The following is a 19,046-nucleotide window of genomic DNA, read 5'->3' as shown; positions in this document are numbered from 1 at the left end:
TGCGGCGAGCTCCTGGGTCAGCCCGTCCGCATTGCTGCCGACCGGGATCAGGCCGATCGCTGTCAGCTTCTCCTTCACCTCGGGCTTGGCGAGCGCGGCGCTCGCGGCCGCGCCGAGCTTGGTCGCAAGCTCGGGCGGACTGCCGGCGGGAAGCCACATGCCGTACCAGGCGTCCGCGACGAGATCGATGCCGCTCTCCCTCAGCGTCGGGACTTCCGGAGCGAACGGCGAACGTTCCGCGCTCGAGGCCGCGATGATCTTCACGCCCTTGGCGCGGTGCTGCGGCAGCGCATCGGCCAATGTCACGATGCCGAACGACAGATGACCGCCGACGAGATCATTGAGGATCGGCGCGCTGCCGCGATAGGGCACGCGGGTCAAGGGAATGCCGAGGTCCTTCTCCAGCTTCGAGCCCATGAAATGCGGAATGGTGCCGTTGCTCGGCACCCCGAACGTCGCCTTGTCGGGATGTGCCTTCAGCCAGGCCACGAACGCCTTGAAATCGGCAGCATCGACCGCCGGGCCAATCACAACGGCGAATTCGAACCGCGCCAGCAGCGACACCGGCATGAAATCCTTCGCCGTGTCGAAGCTCGGAATCGTCTCCACCATCGGCAGCAGGTACATGGTGGGACCGGTCGTCACCAGCACCAGGCTGCCGTCGGGGCTGCCACCCCTGACCGCCTTGATGCCGATCAGGCCATCGCCGCCGGTGCGGTTCTCGACCACGATGGTCCGTTGCAACGCCGGCGCCATCTCTTGCGCAATCAGCCGGCACAGCGTGTCGCCGCCTGCGCCCGCCGCGAACGGAAAGATGATTTTTGTCAATCCGGCCTGCGCTTGCGCCCCGCCCACCTGTGCGACTAGCGGCAGCCCCAGACATCCAGCCATGAATTTGCGGCGATCCATTCGTTTCCTCTTTCAGCCCGTTTTGGTTGCCGGCATTAGAACCGGGCGGACGCCCAAGACAAGCCTTGCCGCCGTTTACCGGGCCTGCCGCCTTGCGCCGGCCATCGTCCTGCTGCAAAAGCAGGCCTTATCGGCGCCGCCTGTCGCGCTCCGCCGCCTTTCGAAGCAGAGCAATTCGCAGCAACGCGCCATGGCCAGCCCCGAACTCAGTCAATTCCGCCGCATCGTCGTCAAGGTCGGCTCCGCGCTGCTGGTCGATTCCGACAAGGGCGAGGTGCGCGCATCCTGGCTCGCCGCGCTCGCCGACGACATGGCCAAGCTGCATCGCGAGGGTCGCGACGTGCTCGTGGTCTCCTCCGGCTCGATCGCGCTCGGCCGCAGCCGGCTCAAGCTGCCGCGCGGCCCGCTGAAGCTCGAGGAGAGCCAGGCCGCGGCCGCCGTCGGCCAGATCGCGCTGGCGCGGATCTGGTCGGAGGTGCTCGGCGCGCACGGCATCGGCGCCGGCCAGATCCTGGTCACGCTCCAGGACACCGAGGAGCGCCGCCGTTACCTCAATGCCCGCTCCACCATCGGCAAGCTGCTGGAGTGGCGCGCGATCCCCGTGATCAACGAGAACGACACGGTCGCCACCAACGAGATTCGCTACGGCGACAATGACCGGCTCGCCGCGCGCGTCGCCACCATGGCGAGCGCCGACCTGCTGGTGCTGCTCTCCGACATCGACGGGCTCTACGACGCCCCGCCGAAGAACAATCCGAACGCAAAACTCATTCCCGTGGTCGACAGCATCTCTTCGGAGATCGAAGCTGTGGCAGGCGATGCCGAGTCTGAGCTGTCGCGCGGCGGCATGCGCACCAAGGTCGAGGCAGCCAAGATCGCCACCACCGGCGGAACGCATATGCTGATCGCCTCCGGCAAGATCGAGCATCCGCTGCAGGCGATCGCCGATGGCGGCCGCTGCACCTGGTTTCTGACGCCGGCCAATCCCATCACGTCGCGAAAGCGCTGGATCGCAGGCTCGCTGGAGTCAAAGGGCACGCTGACCATCGATGCCGGCGCGGTCGCGGCACTGCGCGCCGGCGCCAGCCTGTTGCCGGCGGGCGTGATCAAGGTCGAGGGCCAGTTCGCCCGCGGTGATGCCGTGATCGTGCGCGGCCCCGACGCCAGCGAGATCGGCCGCGGCCTGATCGCCTACGACGCCGAGGACGCCGAGCGGATCAAGGGCCGCTCCTCCCCGGACGTCATGGCCATCCTCGGCATCAGCGGCCGCGCCGAGATGATCCACCGCGACGATCTGGTGGTGGGCGGGTAAACCCTTTGCTCCGTCATTCCGGGATGGTCCGAGGGACCAGACCTCCGAGCGCAATTGCGCTTCGGGGAATCTCGAGATTCCGGGTTCGGTGCTGACGCACCGCCCCGGAATGACGCCCAAGGGAAACATGGTGAGCCCGGCCATGACGTCGCGGCTCGGCCAATGACCTAGTCCGCACGCCGCCGGGAGACCAGCCATACCCTCCCCGCCCTTCGCAAAAGCGGGATTTCCGTGCTAGGACACCGCCTTAGCAGAAGGTTGAAACCGCTATGGCCGCCCCCCTCAAAGCCCTCGACGGCAATGCCGATCTCCAGGCGCTGATGTCCGATCTCGCCAGCCGTGCCCGCGCTGCCGCGCGCGTGCTGGCGCTGGCGCCGCCGGAGCAGAAGAACCGGGCGCTGGAAGCCATGGAGCGGGCGATCCGAGAGCATGCCGCCGCCATCCTCGCCGCCAATGCCGAGGACGTCGCCGAGGCCCGCGCCTCGAGCAACATGACCGCGTCCTTCATCGACCGTTTGACGCTGACGCCCGCGCGCGTCGAGGCGATGGCCGAGGGCATCGGCATCGTGCGCGGCATCGCCGATCCGGTCGGAATCGTCACCGAGAGCTGGCAGCGACCGAACGGCATGACCATCGAGCGCGTTCGCGTGCCGCTCGGCGTCGTCGGCGTGATCTTCGAGAGCCGGYCGAACGTTGCGGCGGATGCCGGCGTGCTGTGCCTGAAATCCGGCAATGCCGTGATCCTGCGCGGCGGCTCCGACAGTTTCCGTTCCTGCCGCGCGATCCATCAATGCCTGGTGCAGGGCCTGCGCGAGGCGGGCCTGCCCGAAGCTGCGATCACGCTGGTGCCGACGCGCGACCGGGCAGCGGTCGGCATGATGTTGTCGGGACTGAACGGCGCCGTCGACGTGATCGTGCCGCGCGGCGGCAAGAGCCTGGTCGCGCGCGTCGAGCAGGAAGCGCGCGTGCCGGTGTTCGCGCATCTCGAAGGCGTCAACCACGTCTATGTCGATGCCAGCGCCGACCTCGCCATGGCGAAGTCGATCGTGCTCAACGCCAAGATGCGGCGCACCGGCGTCTGCGGCGCGGCCGAGACGCTGCTGGTCGATCGCGCCGCTGCTGCGAACAGCCTGAAGCCGCTGGTCGAGATGCTGATCGACGCCGGCTGCGAAGTGCGCGGCGACGACGCCGTGCAGAAGACAGATGCGCGTGTGAAGCCCGCGAGCGAGGACGATTGGGACACCGAATATCTCGACGCGATCATCGCGGCGAAGGTGGTCGACGGCGTCGACGGCGCGATTGCGCACATTCAGAACCACGGCTCGCATCACACCGATGCGATCGTGAGCGAGAATGACGCTGCCGCGAAGAAATTCCTGAGCGAGGTCGATTCCGCGATCGTGCTGCACAACGCCTCGACGCAGTTCGCCGATGGCGGCGAGTTCGGTTTCGGCGCCGAGATCGGCATCGCCACCGGCAGATTCCACGCCCGCGGTCCGGTCGGCGCAGAACAATTGACGAGCTTCAAGTATCGCGTCCACGGCACCGGGCAGACGCGGCCGTAACGTCGCGAGGCGCGGGCATTGAGCAACAAATTCGTCGCGCCGCGCTTCGTGGCGCAGACCATCCCGCCCTACACCGAGGGCATGCGCATCGGCCTGCTCGGCGGCTCGTTCAATCCGCCACATCAGGCCCATCGTGCCATCAGCCAGTTCGCGCTGAAGCGATTGCAGCTCGACCGGGTGTGGTGGCTGGTGACGCCGGGCAATCCGCTGAAGGAGAACGGCGCGCTGCACGCGCTCGGCGAGCGCATGCAGGCCGCGCGCGACGTCGCCAACGATCCCCGGATCGAGGTGAGCTGTCTCGAATCCGTCATCCGTACGCGCTACACTATCGACACCATCAACACCTTGCGCCGCCGCCTCTCGGGCTTGCGCTTTGTCTGGATTATGGGCGCCGATAACCTCGCTCAATTCCATCGTTGGCAGCACTGGCGGCGCATCGCCGACCAGGTGCCGATCGCGGTCATCGATCGCCCGCCGCAGAGCTTTCGCGCCCTCGCCTCTCCCGCCGCCCAGGCGCTAGCCCGCTACCGCCTGCCCGAGAATGAGGCAACCAGGCTTGCGGACCGGCCGGCGCCGGCCTGGGTCTTCCTCACGGGGTTGAAGCTGAACCTCTCCTCAACCCGCCTGCGGAACCCGGACGGGAGCTGGAAAGGTACGAAGTGAGTCAGACTGTGCGGAGGTGGTGTGGACTTCGGGCTCTCTGGCATATTGAAACCCTTAACCCCACATGATGTAGTGTAACCGGTGAGCACTGGATTCGGTGTTCGCGATACAGTGAAAGGAATGGTCCCTGACCACGTCTGTATTGTCCAAGTCTGTTTTACCCAAGGTAGCGAAACCGGCGCGTAAAACATCGACCAAAGCTGCGGCCTTGAAGGCGCAACCCGACGCCGACAAGACGCTGAGCCTGATCCTCTCCCGCCTCGAGGATATGAAGGCGGAAGAGACGGTCACCATCGACCTTCGCGGCAAATCGGCGTACTCCGACTACATGATCGTCACCACGGGCCGGGCCAACCGGCACGTTGGCGCGATCGCGGAAAACGTCACGAAGAGCCTCAAGGAAACCGGCATCAAGAACATCCATGTCGAGGGCTTGCCCAATTGCGACTGGGTGCTGATCGATTCCGGCGATGTGATCGTGCACGTGTTCAGACCCGAGGTCCGTGAGTTCTACAATCTCGAGAGATTGTACACGCAGGGCCCAGGGGCGGCGAAGGCGATCTAGAGGCCTGAAAGAGCCGATTTCGAATCGGCTGACGCGCATGCTAGCGTCGTGCGCGCGCGAGATGCGCGCGGTCTTGAAAACACGACTCTGAACACATGCGTGTTGCTGTCATTGCGGTGGGCCGGCTGAAGCAGGGCCCCGAACGGGAGCTTGCCGACCGCTATTTCGAGCGGTTCGACGAGGCCGGCCGCAAGCTCGGATTCCGCGAGCTCACCGTCCACGAAATTCCCGAAAGCCGCGCGCGCGACGCACCGACGCGGATGGCCGAAGAGGCCGCGGCGATCAGTGCGCATATTCCGGAGAAATCGATCCTGGTGGCGCTGGACGAGCGCGGCCAGAATCTCGATTCCACCGTATTCGCACGGCACCTCGGGCGCTGGCGCGACGAGGGCGCCGGTCATACTATCTTCGTGATCGGAGGGGCGGACGGACTTTCGCCCGAATTGCGCCGTAAGGCCAAGCTCGCGATCGCGTTCGGCTCTGCGACCTGGCCGCATCAAATGGTCCGCGTCATGCTTCTGGAACAGCTTTATCGGGCCGCCACCATTCTGGCCGGCCACCCCTATCACCGCGCGTGATGCGCGCCACAACGAGCACCTTTGCGTAAAGCGATGCGAGCGCCGATTCCCAACCTGCTGCTGATCGCAATGCTCGCCGGCGCAAGCCTCGCGCAAGCTCAGACGGCGGCGCCGCCACCGCAGACCGCGGCGATCTCGCCCGATGCGATCAAGCAGCGCGAGCAGGAGCTGGAGGCCGCGCGCGCGAAGCAGAAGAGCGCGGAGGAAGCCCAGGCCAAGCTCAAGGCCGAGATCACCTCGCTCGGACAGGACCGTAGCCAGCTCAATCAGCAGCTGATCGATACCGCGGCCAATGTGCGCGCCGTCGAGACCAAGATCGAGGAAGCCGAAGCGCGGCTGAAGACGCTGAACGGCCGCGAGCAGGCGATGCGCGCCTCGCTCGATTCGCGCCGCGCCGACATCGTCGAGGTGCTGGCGGCCTTGCAGCGCGCCGGCCGGCGCACGCCGCCTGCGCTGCTGGTGCGCCCCGAGGATGCGCTGCAATCGCTGCGCACCGCCATGCTGCTCGGCGCCGTGGTGCCGGACTTGCGCGGCCGGGCCGAGAAGATCGCAAGCGAGCTCGGCGAGCTCGTGGCCTTACGCAAGAACATCGCCGCCGAGCGCGACCTTCTCGCCTCGGACCGCGACAAGGTCCGCAACGACCAGACCCGGCTCACCGCCCTGGTCGACGAGCGGCAACGCCAGCAGGCGTCGCGCGAAAAGGATCTCGACGCCGAGAATTCGCGCGCCATCGTGCTCTCCAGGCAGGTCGGCGATCTCCAGGGGCTGATCGCCAAGATGGAGCAGGATCTGCAAAGCGCCGCCAAGGCGGCTGAGAAGGCGGCCGAGGCCGCAAAGCAGGCCGAGGCAAAGGCGGCTGCCAGCGCCAACGCCAACGCAAAGCCCGGTCCTGCCGCTTTCAAGGACCGGTCCCGGACCAGCCCGGCGATCCTGTTCGCGTCGGCCAAGGGGCTGCTGCCGCTTCCGGTTAACGGTAACAAGATCAGGGACTTTGGCGGTTCCGACGGGGTCGGCGGGGTCCAGAAGGGCATTTCCCTGGCAACCCGGCCCGGCTCCCAGGTCACAACGCCGTGTGACGGCTGGGTGGTCTATTCCGGCCCGTTCCGCAGCTATGGACAACTCTTGATCCTTAATGCCGGGGGCGGGTATCATGTCTTGATCGCCGGGATGGAGCGCATTTCGGTAAACATCGGACAGTTTGTGCTCACGGGGGAGCCTGTCGCGACCATGGGGTCGACCTCTCAAGTCGCCTCCATTCTCGCCACGAACGCGAGTCAACCTGTGTTGTATGTCGAGTTCCGCAAAGACGGCACTCCTATCGATCCAGGCCCATGGTGGGCCGCAAATGAAGGCGAGAAGGTTCGCGGATGATGCGCAAGACTTCAGTTATCCTCCTCAGCGCGGCCACCGGTGCGGCGCTGACGCTGTTCGTGACCCAGCCGCGCGCGGTGTTCATGGGCTCGAGCGCACGGGCCGCGACCGCGGACACCTATCGCCAGCTCAATCTGTTCGGCGACGTCTTCGAACGCGTTCGCTCCGACTATGTCGAGAAGCCCGACGACACCAAGCTGATCGAATCCGCCATCAGCGGCATGCTCACCGGTCTCGACCCGCATTCGAGCTACATGGACGCCAAGAGCTTCCGCGACATGCAGGTCCAGACTCGCGGTGAGTTCGGCGGCCTCGGCATCGAGGTCACGATGGAAGACGGCCTGATCAAGGTGGTCTCGCCGATCGACGATACGCCGGCCTCGCGCGCCGGCATCATGGCCAACGACATCATCACCAATCTCGACGAAGAGGCGGTGCAGGGCCTGACCCTGAACCAGGCGGTCGAGAAGATGCGCGGGCCGGTCAACACCAAGATCAAGCTCAAGATCATCCGCAAGGGCCAGGACAATCCGATCGACGTCACGCTGGTGCGCGACAACATCCGCGTCCGCTCGGTGCGCGCGCGCATCGAAGCCGACGACATCGCCTATATCCGCATCACCACCTTCAACGAGCAGACCACCGAAGGCCTGAAGCGCGAGGTTGCCAACCTCTCGAATCAGATCGGCGACAAGCTCAAGGGCTACATCATCGACCTCCGCAACAATCCGGGCGGCCTGCTCGAGGAGGCCGTCACCGTCTCCGATTCCTTCCTGGAGAAGGGCGAGATCGTCTCGACCCGCGGCCGCAATGCCGAGGAGACGCAGCGCCGCACCGCGCATGCGGGTGACCTGACCAAGGGCAAGCCGGTGATCGTGCTGGTCAACGGCGGCTCGGCCTCGGCGTCGGAAATCGTCGCCGGCGCACTGCAGGACCACAAGCGCGCGACCATTGTCGGCACGCGTTCGTTCGGCAAGGGTTCGGTGCAGACCATCATTCCGCTCGGCTCGGGCAATGGCGCGCTGCGGCTGACCACGGCGCGCTACTACACGCCGTCGGGCAAGTCGATCCAGGCCAAGGGCATCGTGCCCGACATCGAAGTGCTTCAGGACGTGCCGGACGAGCTGAAGTCGCGCACCGACACCAAGGGCGAGGCTTCGCTGCGCGGCCATCTCAAGAACGACGGCGACGAGAAGACCGGCTCGCAGTCCTACGTCCCRCCGGACGCCAAGGACGACAAGGCGCTCAAGATGGCCGACGACCTGCTTCACGGCATCAAGAACAGCGCCTCCGCGGCGCCGACGCCGGGCGGCGACAACAAGGGCACGACCGACAAGCCCAAAGCGGCAAACTAAGGCCTCAAGCCAAGTCGTCTTGAGCCAAGTCGTCTTGAGCCAAGTCGTCTTGGCACCACGCGATCCATCGAAAGGGCGGCTTCCCGAAGCCGCCCTTTTTGCTTGGAGGCTCCGGACCGCCCCCGGCCTATCCCGGCCTGCCGCCGCTTGACCTCGGCGTGGTATCGTCGGCCCGAGTGATTCGGGATCGCGCATGACTGAAACGGCCGATGATCTGAGCGCCCCGCTCGGACAGGATAAGCCGCGCCGCAAACGGCGGCTGCGGCTGCCGTTCACGGCCATGCAACTCCTGGCCGTGCTGCTCGGCCTGTTCCTGGTGACCTTTGCCGGCTTCGCCATCCTCAACAAGGACCCGCTCGGCGGCGAGCCAATGACCCGGCTCGCGATTCGCGAGCCGAAGGCCACGGACGAGAAGCCGGCACCGGCGGCGGCCGGCCATAGCCAAGAACGCGGCCAAGAACACGGCCAGGACAGCAAGCAGGAGACCAGGGAGGCGCCGAAACAGGCCGCCTCCGGCGAGCAGAAGACCGTCACCATCATCGACGGCTCCAGCGGCGCGCGCCACGACGTGGTGATCGGCGGCGGCGACGCCGCCGGCAAGGGCGAGGCGGCCGCAGCCGTGCCGCCCGTCATGGCCGGGGTCGACTCGAAGCTGCTGGAGAAATCGCGCTACGGCATGATTCCCGTGGTCGCCGACGGGCTGAAGCCGTTCAACGTCTATGCCGCGGATGCCGACCGCGCCAAGGCCGCCAAGATGCCGGTGGTCGCGATCGTGATCGGCGGCCTCGGCGTCGGTGCCGCCAAGACCACCGACGCGATCATGAAGCTGCCGCCGGCAGTGACGCTGGCCTTCACGCCTTATGGTTCAGATCCAGGAAAACTCGCCGAGCGGGCCCGCGCCCAGCGTCACGAGATCTTCCTCCAGATCCCGATGGAGCCGTACGATTTCCCCGACAACGATCCAGGGCCGCAGACGCTGYTGACGTCGCTGAGCAGCGACCAGAACATGGACCGCCTGTACTGGCATCTGAGCCGGATGCAGGGCTATGCCGGCATCACCAATTTCATGGGCGCCCGTTTCGTGGCGACCGATGCGGCGATGCAGCCGATCATCCGCGAGGCGGCCAAGCGCGGGCTCGGCTTCTTCGACGACGGCTCCTCACCCCGCAGCATCGCGCCCCAGGCCGCCGCAAGCCAGGCGATGCCGTTCGGCAAGGGTGACATCGCCATCGACGTGGTGCCGACCCCGGCCGAGATCGACCGCGCCCTGAACAAGCTCGAAGCGGCGGCGCGCGAGCGCGGCGCGGCGGTCGGAACCGCCTCTGCCCTGCCGGTCTCAATCGAGCGGATCGGCGCCTGGACCAAGACATTGAGCGAGCGGGGCATCCTCTTGGTGCCATTGACAACCGCGATGCTGAAATCAAAATCCAGCTAAATCAACGGATTGGTACGGCACGGGTCCCCGGGGGGCCGACGTGCCCGCCATCAGCACGAAAGGTTTGGCGGAATGGCGCGTTACGAGGATCTGCCCTACCGAACCTGCGTCGGCGTGATGCTGATCAATACGAAGGGACTGGTGTTCATCGGCCGCCGCGCCGGCGGCATCGAGCATGTCGACGACACCCATGTCTGGCAGATGCCGCAAGGCGGCGTCGACCCCGGCGAGGACACCTGGGAAGCCGCCAAGCGCGAGCTCTATGAGGAGACCAGCGTGCGTTCGGTCGAGCGGCTCGGCGAAGTTCCGGACTGGCTGATCTATGACATTCCGCGCACCGTTGCCGGCCGCGCCTGGAAGGGCCGCTACCGCGGCCAGCGCCAGAAATGGTTCGCGGTGCGCTTCACCGGCAAGGACAGCGAGATCAATGTCGAGAAGCCGGGCGGCGGCGGCCACAAGGCCGAATTCGTGAGCTGGCGCTGGGAGCCGATGAAGAACCTGACCGGGCTGATCATTCCCTTCAAGCGCCCGGTCTATGAGCGCGTCGTGAAGGAATTTTCCGCGCTCGCAGAGGAATAGTTTGCGCCGTCATTCCGGGGCGTGCGAAGCACGAACTACGGTGCGCGCTTGCGCACCTGAGAATGACGATCAAACAAGTGGCCGCATGTCGAACATCAACAAGCCCTACCGTCCCAATGTCGGGATCGCGCTGTTCAACGCCGACGGCCGTGTGCTGATCGGCCACCGCTTCAAGGGCGATGGACCCGAGATCATCCTGCCCGGCCTCGACTGGCAGATGCCGCAAGGCGGCGTCGATGAGGGCGAGGATCTGCGCGATGCCGCGATGCGCGAGCTCTGGGAAGAGACCAGCGTCACGAGCGCCGCCTATCTCGGCGAGACCGACTGGCTGACTTACGAGTTCCCGCCCTATGACGGACCGCAGACGCATCGGCTGGCGAAATTCCGCGGCCAGCGTCAAAAATGGTTCGCGTTGCGCTTCACCGGCCGCGACGACGAGATCGACCCGCTGACACCGCGCAACGACCAGCCTGCCGAGTTCGATGCGTGGCGCTGGGAGCGCCTCGACCGCGTCCCCGATCTGGTGGTGCCGTTCCGCCGCGAGGTCTATCAGGCCGTCGCGAAGCAGTTCGCGCCCTTCGCAACATAAAATATCGCAAACAACCCCATGCACAGTAGCCGGACACCGCTGGCGCGATGCGCGGTGGTTGTGGCGAAGGTGCTGAAGCGTCGAGAGAAGTCGGCGGCGGAGCGCAAGCACCCTAGCCTCCCCCACAAGGGGGGAGGGAACGCACCAATGTCGGGGCGCTAGTCGGGTCTCATCCCGCGCTAATTCGTCGGGCCCACCGTGAACGGGCCGATCGCGATGACGTGGCAATCGCTGTCGCGCCTGGCGCAATCGGCGAGCGCTGAGTTGACGGCGCTCTGCTCGTCGGCGGCTTTCAGGCCGAGACCGGGACGGCCCGCGGTGCCGACGGCGACCGCATTCCAGCCCATGCCGTCGGCAAGCTTGCGCACCACCTCGTCGCGCGCATCGGCGACGATGGACGCGTTGCTTGCGGCATGGAAGAAGCCGGTGATCTTGAGCAAGGTCGGGATCGGCACGACGAAATTATCATCGGCCGCCACGATCATGCAGGCGACGCCGGCGATCGCCCCGCAGGATTCCAGCGAGCGGCGCGCCGAATCGTCTGGGGACGACGCGCCCATCACCATGAAATACTGGCCGCCCGGGGCGAGCGCGACCGACCGCGATTTCGCAGCCGGCGCATACATGTTCTCGAGCCGGAGTTTCGCGGGATCGCGCACGATCGGAAAGTCCTTCGACGCGAAGGGGCGCTCGGTCATGGTGTCATGCCGGATCCAGGGTTGCGGCGGCATCGGCGGCTTGCCGTGGGCATAGACGACGGTGTTGCCGACCGCATAGAGCTCGCAGCGCCGCGGCGATTGCGACGCATCCGCGCGCTTCTGGCACTGCTCGAGCGCGGCACTGCGCGCAGCTTCCTCGCTCGGCTGATTGAGCGCGGAGCCGGTGAAGCCGCCGATGTTGAGCGCAAAGGCCTTGTAGTCGCCGGCGGCGGAATAATCGTTGACGAGAMAGCCGCGCACGCGCTCGCCGATGAACGGCACCATGTCGGCCTGGAATTTGCCGCCTGAGACGGCGGGCGGCGACGGCATCGGCGCCGGGTTCGCCGCAGCCATGGCGCCTTGCGCCGGCATCGGCGCCTTTGCGGCCATGGTGGGCGTCGGGCTGGGGGCCGCCGCGCTCGGCGCCGGACTTGGCGCGGTCGCAGCGAAGCTCGCCGGTGCCCTCGTGGTCTCGAGCTTGGTGAAATAGAGGAAGCCGCCAACGCCGATCGCGACGATGGAGACGACGCCGACCACCAGCGGCCACATCCAGTTCGGCGCAGGCGCGCCCTTGCCCGCGCCTTTCTTCACCTGCGGCATGTTGTAGCTGCCGTCCTCGCGCCGCATCGCCACCATGTAGGCATGCACCGGCGTCGGGATGTTCTTGACCTCCTGCGCGCCGATGTCGGCGAACTGCACCGACAGCTTGTTGGCGACCTGCTCATGCACGGCGCGGGAGACGCAGATGCCGCCGACCTCGGCGAGGCCCTCGAGCCGCGCCGCGATGTTGACGCCGTCGCCGAGCAGATCGCCGTCGCGCTCGACCACGTCGCCGATGGTGATGCCGATGCGAAACGACATCTGCCGGCTCGGCGGATAGGCCATGTTCCGGGTTCGCAAGCTTTCCTGGATGTCGATCGCGCAGCGCACCGCGTCGACGGCGCTGGGAAATTCCGCGAGCACGGCATCGCCGGCGGTGTTGAAGATTCGTCCGCCCGCCTTGGCGATGAAATCGTCGACGACCTCGCGGTAGGATGCCAGACGCCGCAGCGTCTCTTCCTCGTCCTCCGCGACCAGCCTCGAATACCCGGCAATATCGGCTGCGAAAATCGCTGCGATCTTGCGTTTCATCTGTGACCCGTCCCGGAACAAAATTCGCGCGGCAGAGAATGCCGCTATCGGCGGCGCGGTGCAACAAAGTTTCAGCGCCCGCCACGGCCGTGACGAGCGCTGAAACTATTCAGAAATCTTGTATCCGAGCCCCGGAGCGGTGCCCCGGGGCTTAGTGCATAGCCGTGGAGTTGAGCTGCTGCTGGATGCTCTTGAAGTGGTCGAGCCGTTCGATCGCTTGATCGAGCTCGCCGTCCTCGTGCTCCTTGAGCTTCTCTTCCATCTCGGCGATGGTCTCGGCGAACCGCGCACGGTCGAGCTCGTCGAGTGAGGTCGCGACGTCGGCGAGCACCGTCAGGCCGTTTTCGGAGACTTCGGCGAGGCCGCCGAGCACGATGATCTTCTCGTGCTTGCCGCCGGTGGTGATGGTGAGAATGCCCGGCCGGATCGCGGCCACGACCGGCGCATGTCCCGCCAGCACGCCGAAGTCACCCTCGACGCCGGGAACGTCGACCTGGTCGACCTCGCCCGAGAATGCGAGCTTTTCCGGCGAGACGAGATCGAAGTGGAAGGTGGCCATGATGTTTCCGCTTGCTTTGTCTGTCACCCGCGGGCTCGACCCGCGGGTCCATCCATCAAAATTCTTACTTGATGGATTGCCGGGTCAAGCCCGGCAATGACACCCAGAATTAGGCCGCTTCCGCAGCCAGCTTCTTGCCCTTCTCGACCGCCTCTTCGATGGTGCCGACCATGTAGAAGGCGGCTTCCGGCAGGTGGTCATACTTGCCTTCGCAGAGGCCGCGGAAGCCCTTGATGGTGTCCGCGAGGTCGACGAACTTGCCGGGCGAGCCGGTGAAGATTTCGGCGACGTGGAACGGCTGCGACAGGAAGCGCTCGATCTTGCGGGCGCGGGCCACCGTCAGCTTGTCCTCTTCCGACAGTTCGTCCATGCCGAGAATGGCGATGATGTCCTGGAGCGACTTGTAGCGCTGCAGAACCTGCTGGACCTGGCGCGCGGTGTCATAGTGCTCCTGACCAACGACGAGCGGGGAGAGCATGCGCGAGGTCGAGTCGAGCGGGTCCACCGCGGGGTAGATGCCCTTTTCCGAGATCGCGCGCGACAGCACGGTGGTGGCGTCCAAATGCGCGAACGAGGTCGCGGGCGCCGGGTCGGTCAAGTCGTCGGCCGGAACATAGATGGCCTGCACCGAGGTGATCGAGCCCTTCTGGGTGGTGGTGATGCGCTCCTGCAGCGCGCCCATGTCGGTGGCGAGCGTCGGCTGATAACCCACCGCCGAAGGAATACGGCCGAGCAGCGCCGACACTTCCGAGCCGGCTTGCGTGAAGCGGAAGATGTTGTCGACGAAGAACAGCACGTCCTGGCCCTGGTCGCGGAAGTGCTCGGCGACGGTCAAGCCGGTGAGGCCGACGCGGGCGCGCGCGCCCGGCGGCTCGTTCATCTGGCCGAACACCAGCGCGCACTTCGACTTCACGCTCGGATCCGGATTGTGCGGATCGGCATTGACCTTGGACTCGATGAACTCGTGATAGAGATCGTTGCCCTCGCGGGTACGCTCGCCGACGCCGGCGAACACGGAGTAACCGCCGTGCGCCTTGGCGACGTTGTTGATCAGTTCCTGAATCAGCACGGTCTTGCCGACGCCGGCGCCGCCGAACAGGCCGATCTTGCCGCCCTTCGCGTACGGAGCAAGAAGATCGACGACCTTGATGCCGGTGACGAGAATTTCAGCTTCGGTGGACTGGTCGGTATAGCTCGGCGCTTCCTGATGGATGGCGCGCTTGCCTTCGAACTTGATGGGACCTGCTTCGTCGATCGGCTCGCCGATGACGTTCATGATGCGACCGAGCGTGCCGTCGCCGACCGGAACCGCGATCGGCTGGCCGGTGTCGGTCACTTCCTGGCCGCGCACCAGACCTTCGGTCACGTCCATCGCGATCGTGCGCACGGTGGACTCACCGAGATGCTGGGCGACTTCCAGCACGAGGCGGATGTTGCCGTTCTTGGTTTCCAGCGAGTTGAGAATGGCCGGCAGGTGGCCTTCGAACTGCACGTCGACGACGGCGCCCATGACCTGGGTGACGCGACCGATCTGGTTAGCTGCTGTAGCCATGAATAGCTCTCCTTCGAAATTCTGGACTTGAACGACCGTCGTCTGGTTGGTGCGTCAGATCGCCTCGGCGCCGGAGATGATCTCGATCAGCTCCTTGGTGATCTGGGCTTGACGGGTTCGGTTGTAGATCTGGGTTTGCTTGCGGATCATTTCGCCGGCGTTGCGGGTGGCGTTGTCCATCGAGCTCATCTGCGCGCCATAGAACGAAGCGGTGTTTTCCAGCAGCGCGCGGAAGATCTGCACCGCGATATTGCGGGGCAACAGGCCGGAGAGAAGCTCGTCCTCTTCCGGCTCGTATTCGTAGGACGTCGACGGCGCGTTCGCCGCCTTTTCTTCCACGGTCAGCGGAATGATCTGCTGCGCGGTCGGGATCTGAGCGATCACCGACTTGAACTGCGAGTAGAACAGCGTGCAGACGTCGAATTCGCCGGCGTCGAAGCGCGCCAGCACCTTCTTGGCGATGTCCTCGGCGTTGACGAAGCCGAGCTGACGAACGCTGCGCAGATCGAGATGCTCGACGATCTGCTTGTCGAACAGGCGGCGGAGCTGCTCGTAACCCTTGCGGCCGACGCAGAAGAATTTCACTTCCTTGCCCTGCGCCATCAGCGCCTGCGCGCGCTCGCGCGCCAAGCGCACGATCGAGGAGTTGAAGGCGCCGGACAGGCCGCGCTCTCCGGTGCAGACCAGCAGCAGGTGAACCTGGTCCCGGCCGGTGCCGGCGAGCAATGCCGGCGCACCGGGCGAGCCCGCGGCCGCGCTGGCGATATTGGAGATCACCGCGCTCATCTTGTTGGCATAGGGCCGCGCCGCCTCAGCCGCCTGCTGGGCGCGGCGCAATCTGGAGGCCGCGACCATCTGCATGGCCTTGGTGATCTTCTGCGTCGCCTTGGTGGAGGCGATGCGGACGCGCATGTCTTTAAGTGACGCCATTCTTCGTTCACCCCGACGGTTCGATCCCTTGCGGTCAAACCGCTAGCCTAGCTCTGTCGTCATGCCCGGGCTTGTCCCGGGCATCCACGTCTTCTTCTCCACGCAGTTAAACGTGGATGGCCGGGTCAAGCCCGGCCATGACGCCTTTTATTTACGCGAAGGTCTTCGCGAAGCCTTCGACCACCGACTTCAGCTTGGCAGCGGTGTCGTCGGACAGATCGCGGCTGTCGCGGATCGCATTGAGGATCTCGGTGTTCTTGCCGCGCAGCAGCGACAACAGGCCGTCCTCGAACGCGCGCACCTTGCTGACCGGAAGCGGATCGAGATAGCCGTTGGTGCCGGCCCAGATCACGCAGACCTGCTCCTCCATCTTCAGCGGCGCGAACTGCGGCTGCTTCAGCAGCTCGGTCAGGCGCGAGCCGCGGTTGAGCAGGCGCTGGGTCGAGGCGTCGAGGTCGGAGCCGAACTGCGCGAACGCCGCCATTTCGCGGTACTGCGCGAGCTCGCCCTTGATCTTGCCGGCGACCTTCTTGGTGGCCTTGGTCTGCGCCGAGGAGCCGACGCGCGACACCGACAGACCGACGTTCACGGCGGGACGGATGCCCTGGAAGAACAGGTCGGTTTCCAGGAAGATCTGGCCGTCGGTGATCGAGATGACGTTGGTCGGAATGTAGGCCGAGACGTCGTTGGCCTGGGTTTCGATGACCGGCAGCGCGGTCAGCGAGCCGGAGCCCTGGTCCTTGTTCAGCTTCGCCGCGCGCTCGAGCAGACGGGAGTGCAGGTAGAACACGTCGCCCGGATAGGCTTCGCGGCCCGGCGGGCGGCGCAGCAGCAGCGACATCTGGCGGTAGGCGACGGCCTGCTTGGACAGATCGTCATAGATGATGACGGCGTGCATGCCGTTGTCGCGGAAGTACTCGCCCATGGTGCAGCCGGTGAAGGGCGCGATGTACTGCATCGGGGCCGGATCGGACGCGGTGGCGGCGACGATGATCGAATATTCCAGCGCGCCCTGCTCCTCCAGCACCTTCACGAACTGGGCGACGGTCGAACGCTTCTGGCCGATCGCGACGTAGACGCAATACAGCTTGATGTTCTCGTCCGGCTGCGCGTTGAGCGGCTTCTGGTTGAGGATGGTGTCGAGCGCGATCGCGGTCTTGCCGGTCTGGCGGTCGCCGATGATCAGCTCGCGCTGGCCGCGGCCGATCGGGATCAGGGCGTCGATCGCCTTGAGGCCGGTCGCCATCGGCTCGTTCACCGACTTGCGCGGAATGATGCCGGGCGCCTTGACGTCGACGCGCATGCGCTTGTCGGCCTGGATCGGGCCCTTGCCGTCGATCGGGTTGCCGAGCGCGTCGACGACGCGGCCGAGCAGGCCCTTGCCGACCGGCGCGTCCACGATGGCGCGTGTGCGCTTGACGGTCTGGCCTTCCTTGATCTCGCGGTCGGCGCCGAAAATCACGATACCGACGTTGTCGGTTTCGAGGTTCAGCGCCATGCCGCGGGTGCCGTTCTCGAACTCGACCATTTCGCCGGCCTGGACGTTGTCCAGACCGTAGACGCGGGCGATACCGTCGCCGACGGACAGCACCTGTCCGACTTCGGAGACTTCAGCTTCCTGGCCGAAATTCTTGATCTGGTCCTTCAGGATCGCGGAAATTTCCGCGGCGCGGATGTCCATCAGCCTGCCTCTTTCATCGCGTGCTTGATCGAATTGAGTTTGGTGCGAAGCGAACTATCGATCATGCGGCTGCCAAGCTTGACCACGAGGCCACCGATGATCGAGGGGTCGACTTTCACGTTGAGCGCGACGTCCTTGCCGGTCACCGACTTCAGGGCAACCTTGAGGGCGTCGAGATTCTTGTCCGAGAGCGCCTCCGCGACGGTGACGTCGGCAGTTGCCTCGCCCTTGAACTTGGCGACGAGGGCGCGGTAGGCGCGGATGACGTCAGCCACCGCGAACAGCCGGCGGTTGGCGGTCAGAACCTTGAGGAAATTGGCTGAGATGCCGGCAATGCCGGCCTTGTCCAGCAYCGCACCGAGCGCCCTGGACTGGGCATCGGCCGCGAACACCGGACTCCGGACGAGGCGCTTCAGATCGGCGCTTTCGTTCAGCAGGCCCTCGAACCGCTCGAGATCGGCCTTGACCTCGTCGACCACGTTCTGGTCACGGGCCAGTTCAAACAAGGCCGTTGCATAACGACCCGACACACCTGAAACGGACGTATCTTCTGCAGCCACAGACGCGCTCTTTTAGCTGTCAAATTCGCAAGGGAAAAACCGTCGCCACGAAGCGGCGCCTAGCGATCCAAGCCCTTGGAATTCAAGCGGGACTTCGATTTACGACCGACACGGGACGTGCCGGGCTCGTTAAAATCGCGGCTTTGCTAACATAGCAGGCGCGCACGTGCAACATGACGCCAAACTAAAGCCACGGCGATTGCTCGCCAGTTCGTCGCACGGCGCGAGGCATCGGCGATCACCTGCCATGCCGCGGAATTGACACGGCTTGAGGCGCGCCGTCCCGGCCGTTCGTTCCTGCCCTCAGCGCATGGCGGCCATGAACACAGCTCGCAGAGGTGTGAGACCGTCCGTGTCCGCACCACTCGCTGAATACTTACCTAATTCTAAACAATCCGAGCAATGACTTTAATCTACAGTATTCGCAAGTAATCCATCAGTTAACAAATCGTTAAAGACAAAGATTACGGAACATCGGCTGAATATCGGCGCAGGTAACAAGATGTTTCAGCCGCACACATAGCGGAACTACTGCCCAATTCACGCCTCATTGCGCAACGAAACGCCAACCCGCTCACAAACCTACGGGGGCTCCACTGGCCACATGTGTGGCAATACTAGCTTAGGGACCACTAAATGCTGTCACTGAAGACGCTGGGCTATGTGACCCAGCCGCGCACGGCGATCGCTTTTGTCGCCGCAACTCTCCTGATCGGGGGAACTGCCACCGAAGCTTCCGCCAAATCCAGGCATCACCGCTACCATCACCATCATCGCCACCACGCCCAGACCGAGACCGGCTCGGATTGGCGCAACGCCAACGCGGCCATGACGCCGTCGTCGGGCACGGGGCACAGTTTCTCCGGCATGGCCTCCTTCTACGGCAACGAGTCCGGCAGCCGCACCGCGTCGGGCCAGCGCTTCAACCAGAACGCCATGACCGCGGCGCACCGTTCGCTGCCGTTCGGCACCAAGCTGCGCGTCACCCATGGCGGCCAGAGCGTCATCGTCACC

The 19,046-nt window shown here is 65.3% G+C and carries 18 protein-coding genes; 11 read left to right on the top strand and 7 right to left on the bottom strand.

The features are described 5' to 3' along the window. A partial coding sequence (locus tag ACXJL8_RS10590; protein ID WP_456684968.1) for a tripartite tricarboxylate transporter substrate-binding protein occupies positions 1-828 on the bottom strand: 828 nt, incomplete at its 3' end. 271 nt (positions 829-1,099) lie between these two features. Between ACXJL8_RS10590 and proB the strand changes: the two genes are divergently transcribed. The 10 genes from proB (at position 1,100) to ACXJL8_RS10540 (ending at position 10,921) form a co-directional block, all read left to right on the top strand. Further along, a complete protein-coding gene (proB, locus tag ACXJL8_RS10585; protein ID WP_456623207.1) occupies positions 1,100-2,221 on the top strand; it encodes a glutamate 5-kinase in 1,122 nt (373 codons plus the stop codon). Positions 2,222-2,490: 269 nt separating this feature from the next. Further along, positions 2,491-3,786, top strand: coding sequence for a glutamate-5-semialdehyde dehydrogenase (locus ACXJL8_RS10580; protein ID WP_456684967.1), 1,296 nt, complete (start codon positions 2,491-2,493; stop codon positions 3,784-3,786). A gap of 18 nt (positions 3,787-3,804) precedes the next feature. Further along, the gene (locus ACXJL8_RS10575) at positions 3,805-4,449 is read left to right on the top strand and encodes a nicotinate-nucleotide adenylyltransferase (protein ID WP_456684966.1); all 645 of its coding nucleotides are present in this window, start codon (positions 3,805-3,807) and stop codon (positions 4,447-4,449) included. Positions 4,450-4,657: 208 nt separating this feature from the next. Beyond that, complete coding sequence (gene rsfS, locus ACXJL8_RS10570; protein ID WP_027523570.1) at positions 4,658-5,014, top strand: ribosome silencing factor; 357 nt, start codon at positions 4,658-4,660, stop codon at positions 5,012-5,014. A 95-nt stretch (positions 5,015-5,109) separates the two neighbouring features. Further along, positions 5,110-5,592 carry a 23S rRNA (pseudouridine(1915)-N(3))-methyltransferase RlmH gene (gene rlmH, locus ACXJL8_RS10565; protein ID WP_456620758.1) on the top strand — a complete coding sequence of 161 codons (483 nt, stop codon included), beginning with the start codon at positions 5,110-5,112 and terminating at the stop codon, positions 5,590-5,592. 33 nt (positions 5,593-5,625) lie between these two features. Beyond that, a complete protein-coding gene (locus ACXJL8_RS10560) occupies positions 5,626-6,963 on the top strand; it encodes a murein hydrolase activator EnvC family protein (RefSeq protein ID WP_456620759.1) in 1,338 nt (445 codons plus the stop codon). Beyond that, the gene (locus ACXJL8_RS10555) at positions 6,960-8,318 is read left to right on the top strand and encodes a S41 family peptidase (RefSeq protein WP_456620760.1); all 1,359 of its coding nucleotides are present in this window, start codon (positions 6,960-6,962) and stop codon (positions 8,316-8,318) included. The genes ACXJL8_RS10560 and ACXJL8_RS10555 overlap by 4 nt, the downstream gene beginning before the upstream one ends. 193 nt (positions 8,319-8,511) lie before the next feature. Continuing rightward, entirely contained in the window at positions 8,512-9,753 is a 1,242-nt protein-coding gene (locus tag ACXJL8_RS10550; RefSeq protein ID WP_456620761.1) for a divergent polysaccharide deacetylase family protein, read from the top strand. Positions 9,754-9,825: 72 nt separating this feature from the next. After that, positions 9,826-10,332: an RNA pyrophosphohydrolase gene (locus ACXJL8_RS10545; RefSeq protein WP_456620762.1), complete on the top strand. Its 507-nt coding sequence runs from the start codon at positions 9,826-9,828 to the stop codon at positions 10,330-10,332. Positions 10,333-10,417: 85 nt separating this feature from the next. After that, entirely contained in the window at positions 10,418-10,921 is a 504-nt protein-coding gene (locus ACXJL8_RS10540; RefSeq protein ID WP_456620763.1) for an RNA pyrophosphohydrolase, read from the top strand. 179 nt (positions 10,922-11,100) lie between these two features. Here ACXJL8_RS10540 and ACXJL8_RS10535 read toward each other — a convergent pair whose 3' ends face one another. The 6 genes from ACXJL8_RS10535 to ACXJL8_RS10510 form a co-directional block, all read right to left on the bottom strand. Next, positions 11,101-12,750 (bottom strand): adenylate/guanylate cyclase domain-containing protein, encoded by a 1,650-nt coding sequence (locus ACXJL8_RS10535; protein ID WP_456684965.1) that lies wholly within the window; start codon positions 12,748-12,750, stop codon positions 11,101-11,103. 151 nt (positions 12,751-12,901) lie between these two features. Beyond that, the gene (locus ACXJL8_RS10530; RefSeq protein WP_456620765.1) at positions 12,902-13,309 is read right to left on the bottom strand and encodes a F0F1 ATP synthase subunit epsilon; all 408 of its coding nucleotides are present in this window, start codon (positions 13,307-13,309) and stop codon (positions 12,902-12,904) included. A gap of 109 nt (positions 13,310-13,418) precedes the next feature. Continuing rightward, positions 13,419-14,861: a F0F1 ATP synthase subunit beta gene (atpD, locus tag ACXJL8_RS10525; RefSeq protein ID WP_456620766.1), complete on the bottom strand. Its 1,443-nt coding sequence runs from the start codon at positions 14,859-14,861 to the stop codon at positions 13,419-13,421. A 54-nt stretch (positions 14,862-14,915) separates the two neighbouring features. Further along, positions 14,916-15,791, bottom strand: a complete 876-nt coding sequence (locus ACXJL8_RS10520; RefSeq protein WP_456620767.1) for a F0F1 ATP synthase subunit gamma — start codon at positions 15,789-15,791, stop codon at positions 14,916-14,918. A gap of 151 nt (positions 15,792-15,942) precedes the next feature. Next, positions 15,943-17,472, bottom strand: a complete 1,530-nt coding sequence (gene atpA / locus ACXJL8_RS10515; RefSeq protein ID WP_456620768.1) for a F0F1 ATP synthase subunit alpha — start codon at positions 17,470-17,472, stop codon at positions 15,943-15,945. After that, on the bottom strand, positions 17,472-18,032 hold the full coding sequence (locus ACXJL8_RS10510) for a F0F1 ATP synthase subunit delta (protein ID WP_456684964.1): 561 nt from the start codon (positions 18,030-18,032) through the stop codon (positions 17,472-17,474). Before ACXJL8_RS10510 ends, atpA begins: the two co-directional genes overlap by 1 nt. A 636-nt stretch (positions 18,033-18,668) precedes the next feature. On the opposite strand from ACXJL8_RS10510, the gene ACXJL8_RS10505 reads away from it, so the two are divergent. Next, a partial coding sequence (locus ACXJL8_RS10505; protein WP_456684963.1) for a septal ring lytic transglycosylase RlpA family protein occupies positions 18,669-19,046 on the top strand: 378 nt, incomplete at its 3' end.

The organism is Bradyrhizobium sp. P5_C11_2 (assembly GCF_054049755.1).
Note: the sequence above shows the minus strand (reverse complement) of the source record. Positions and strands in the feature narration are given on the sequence as shown.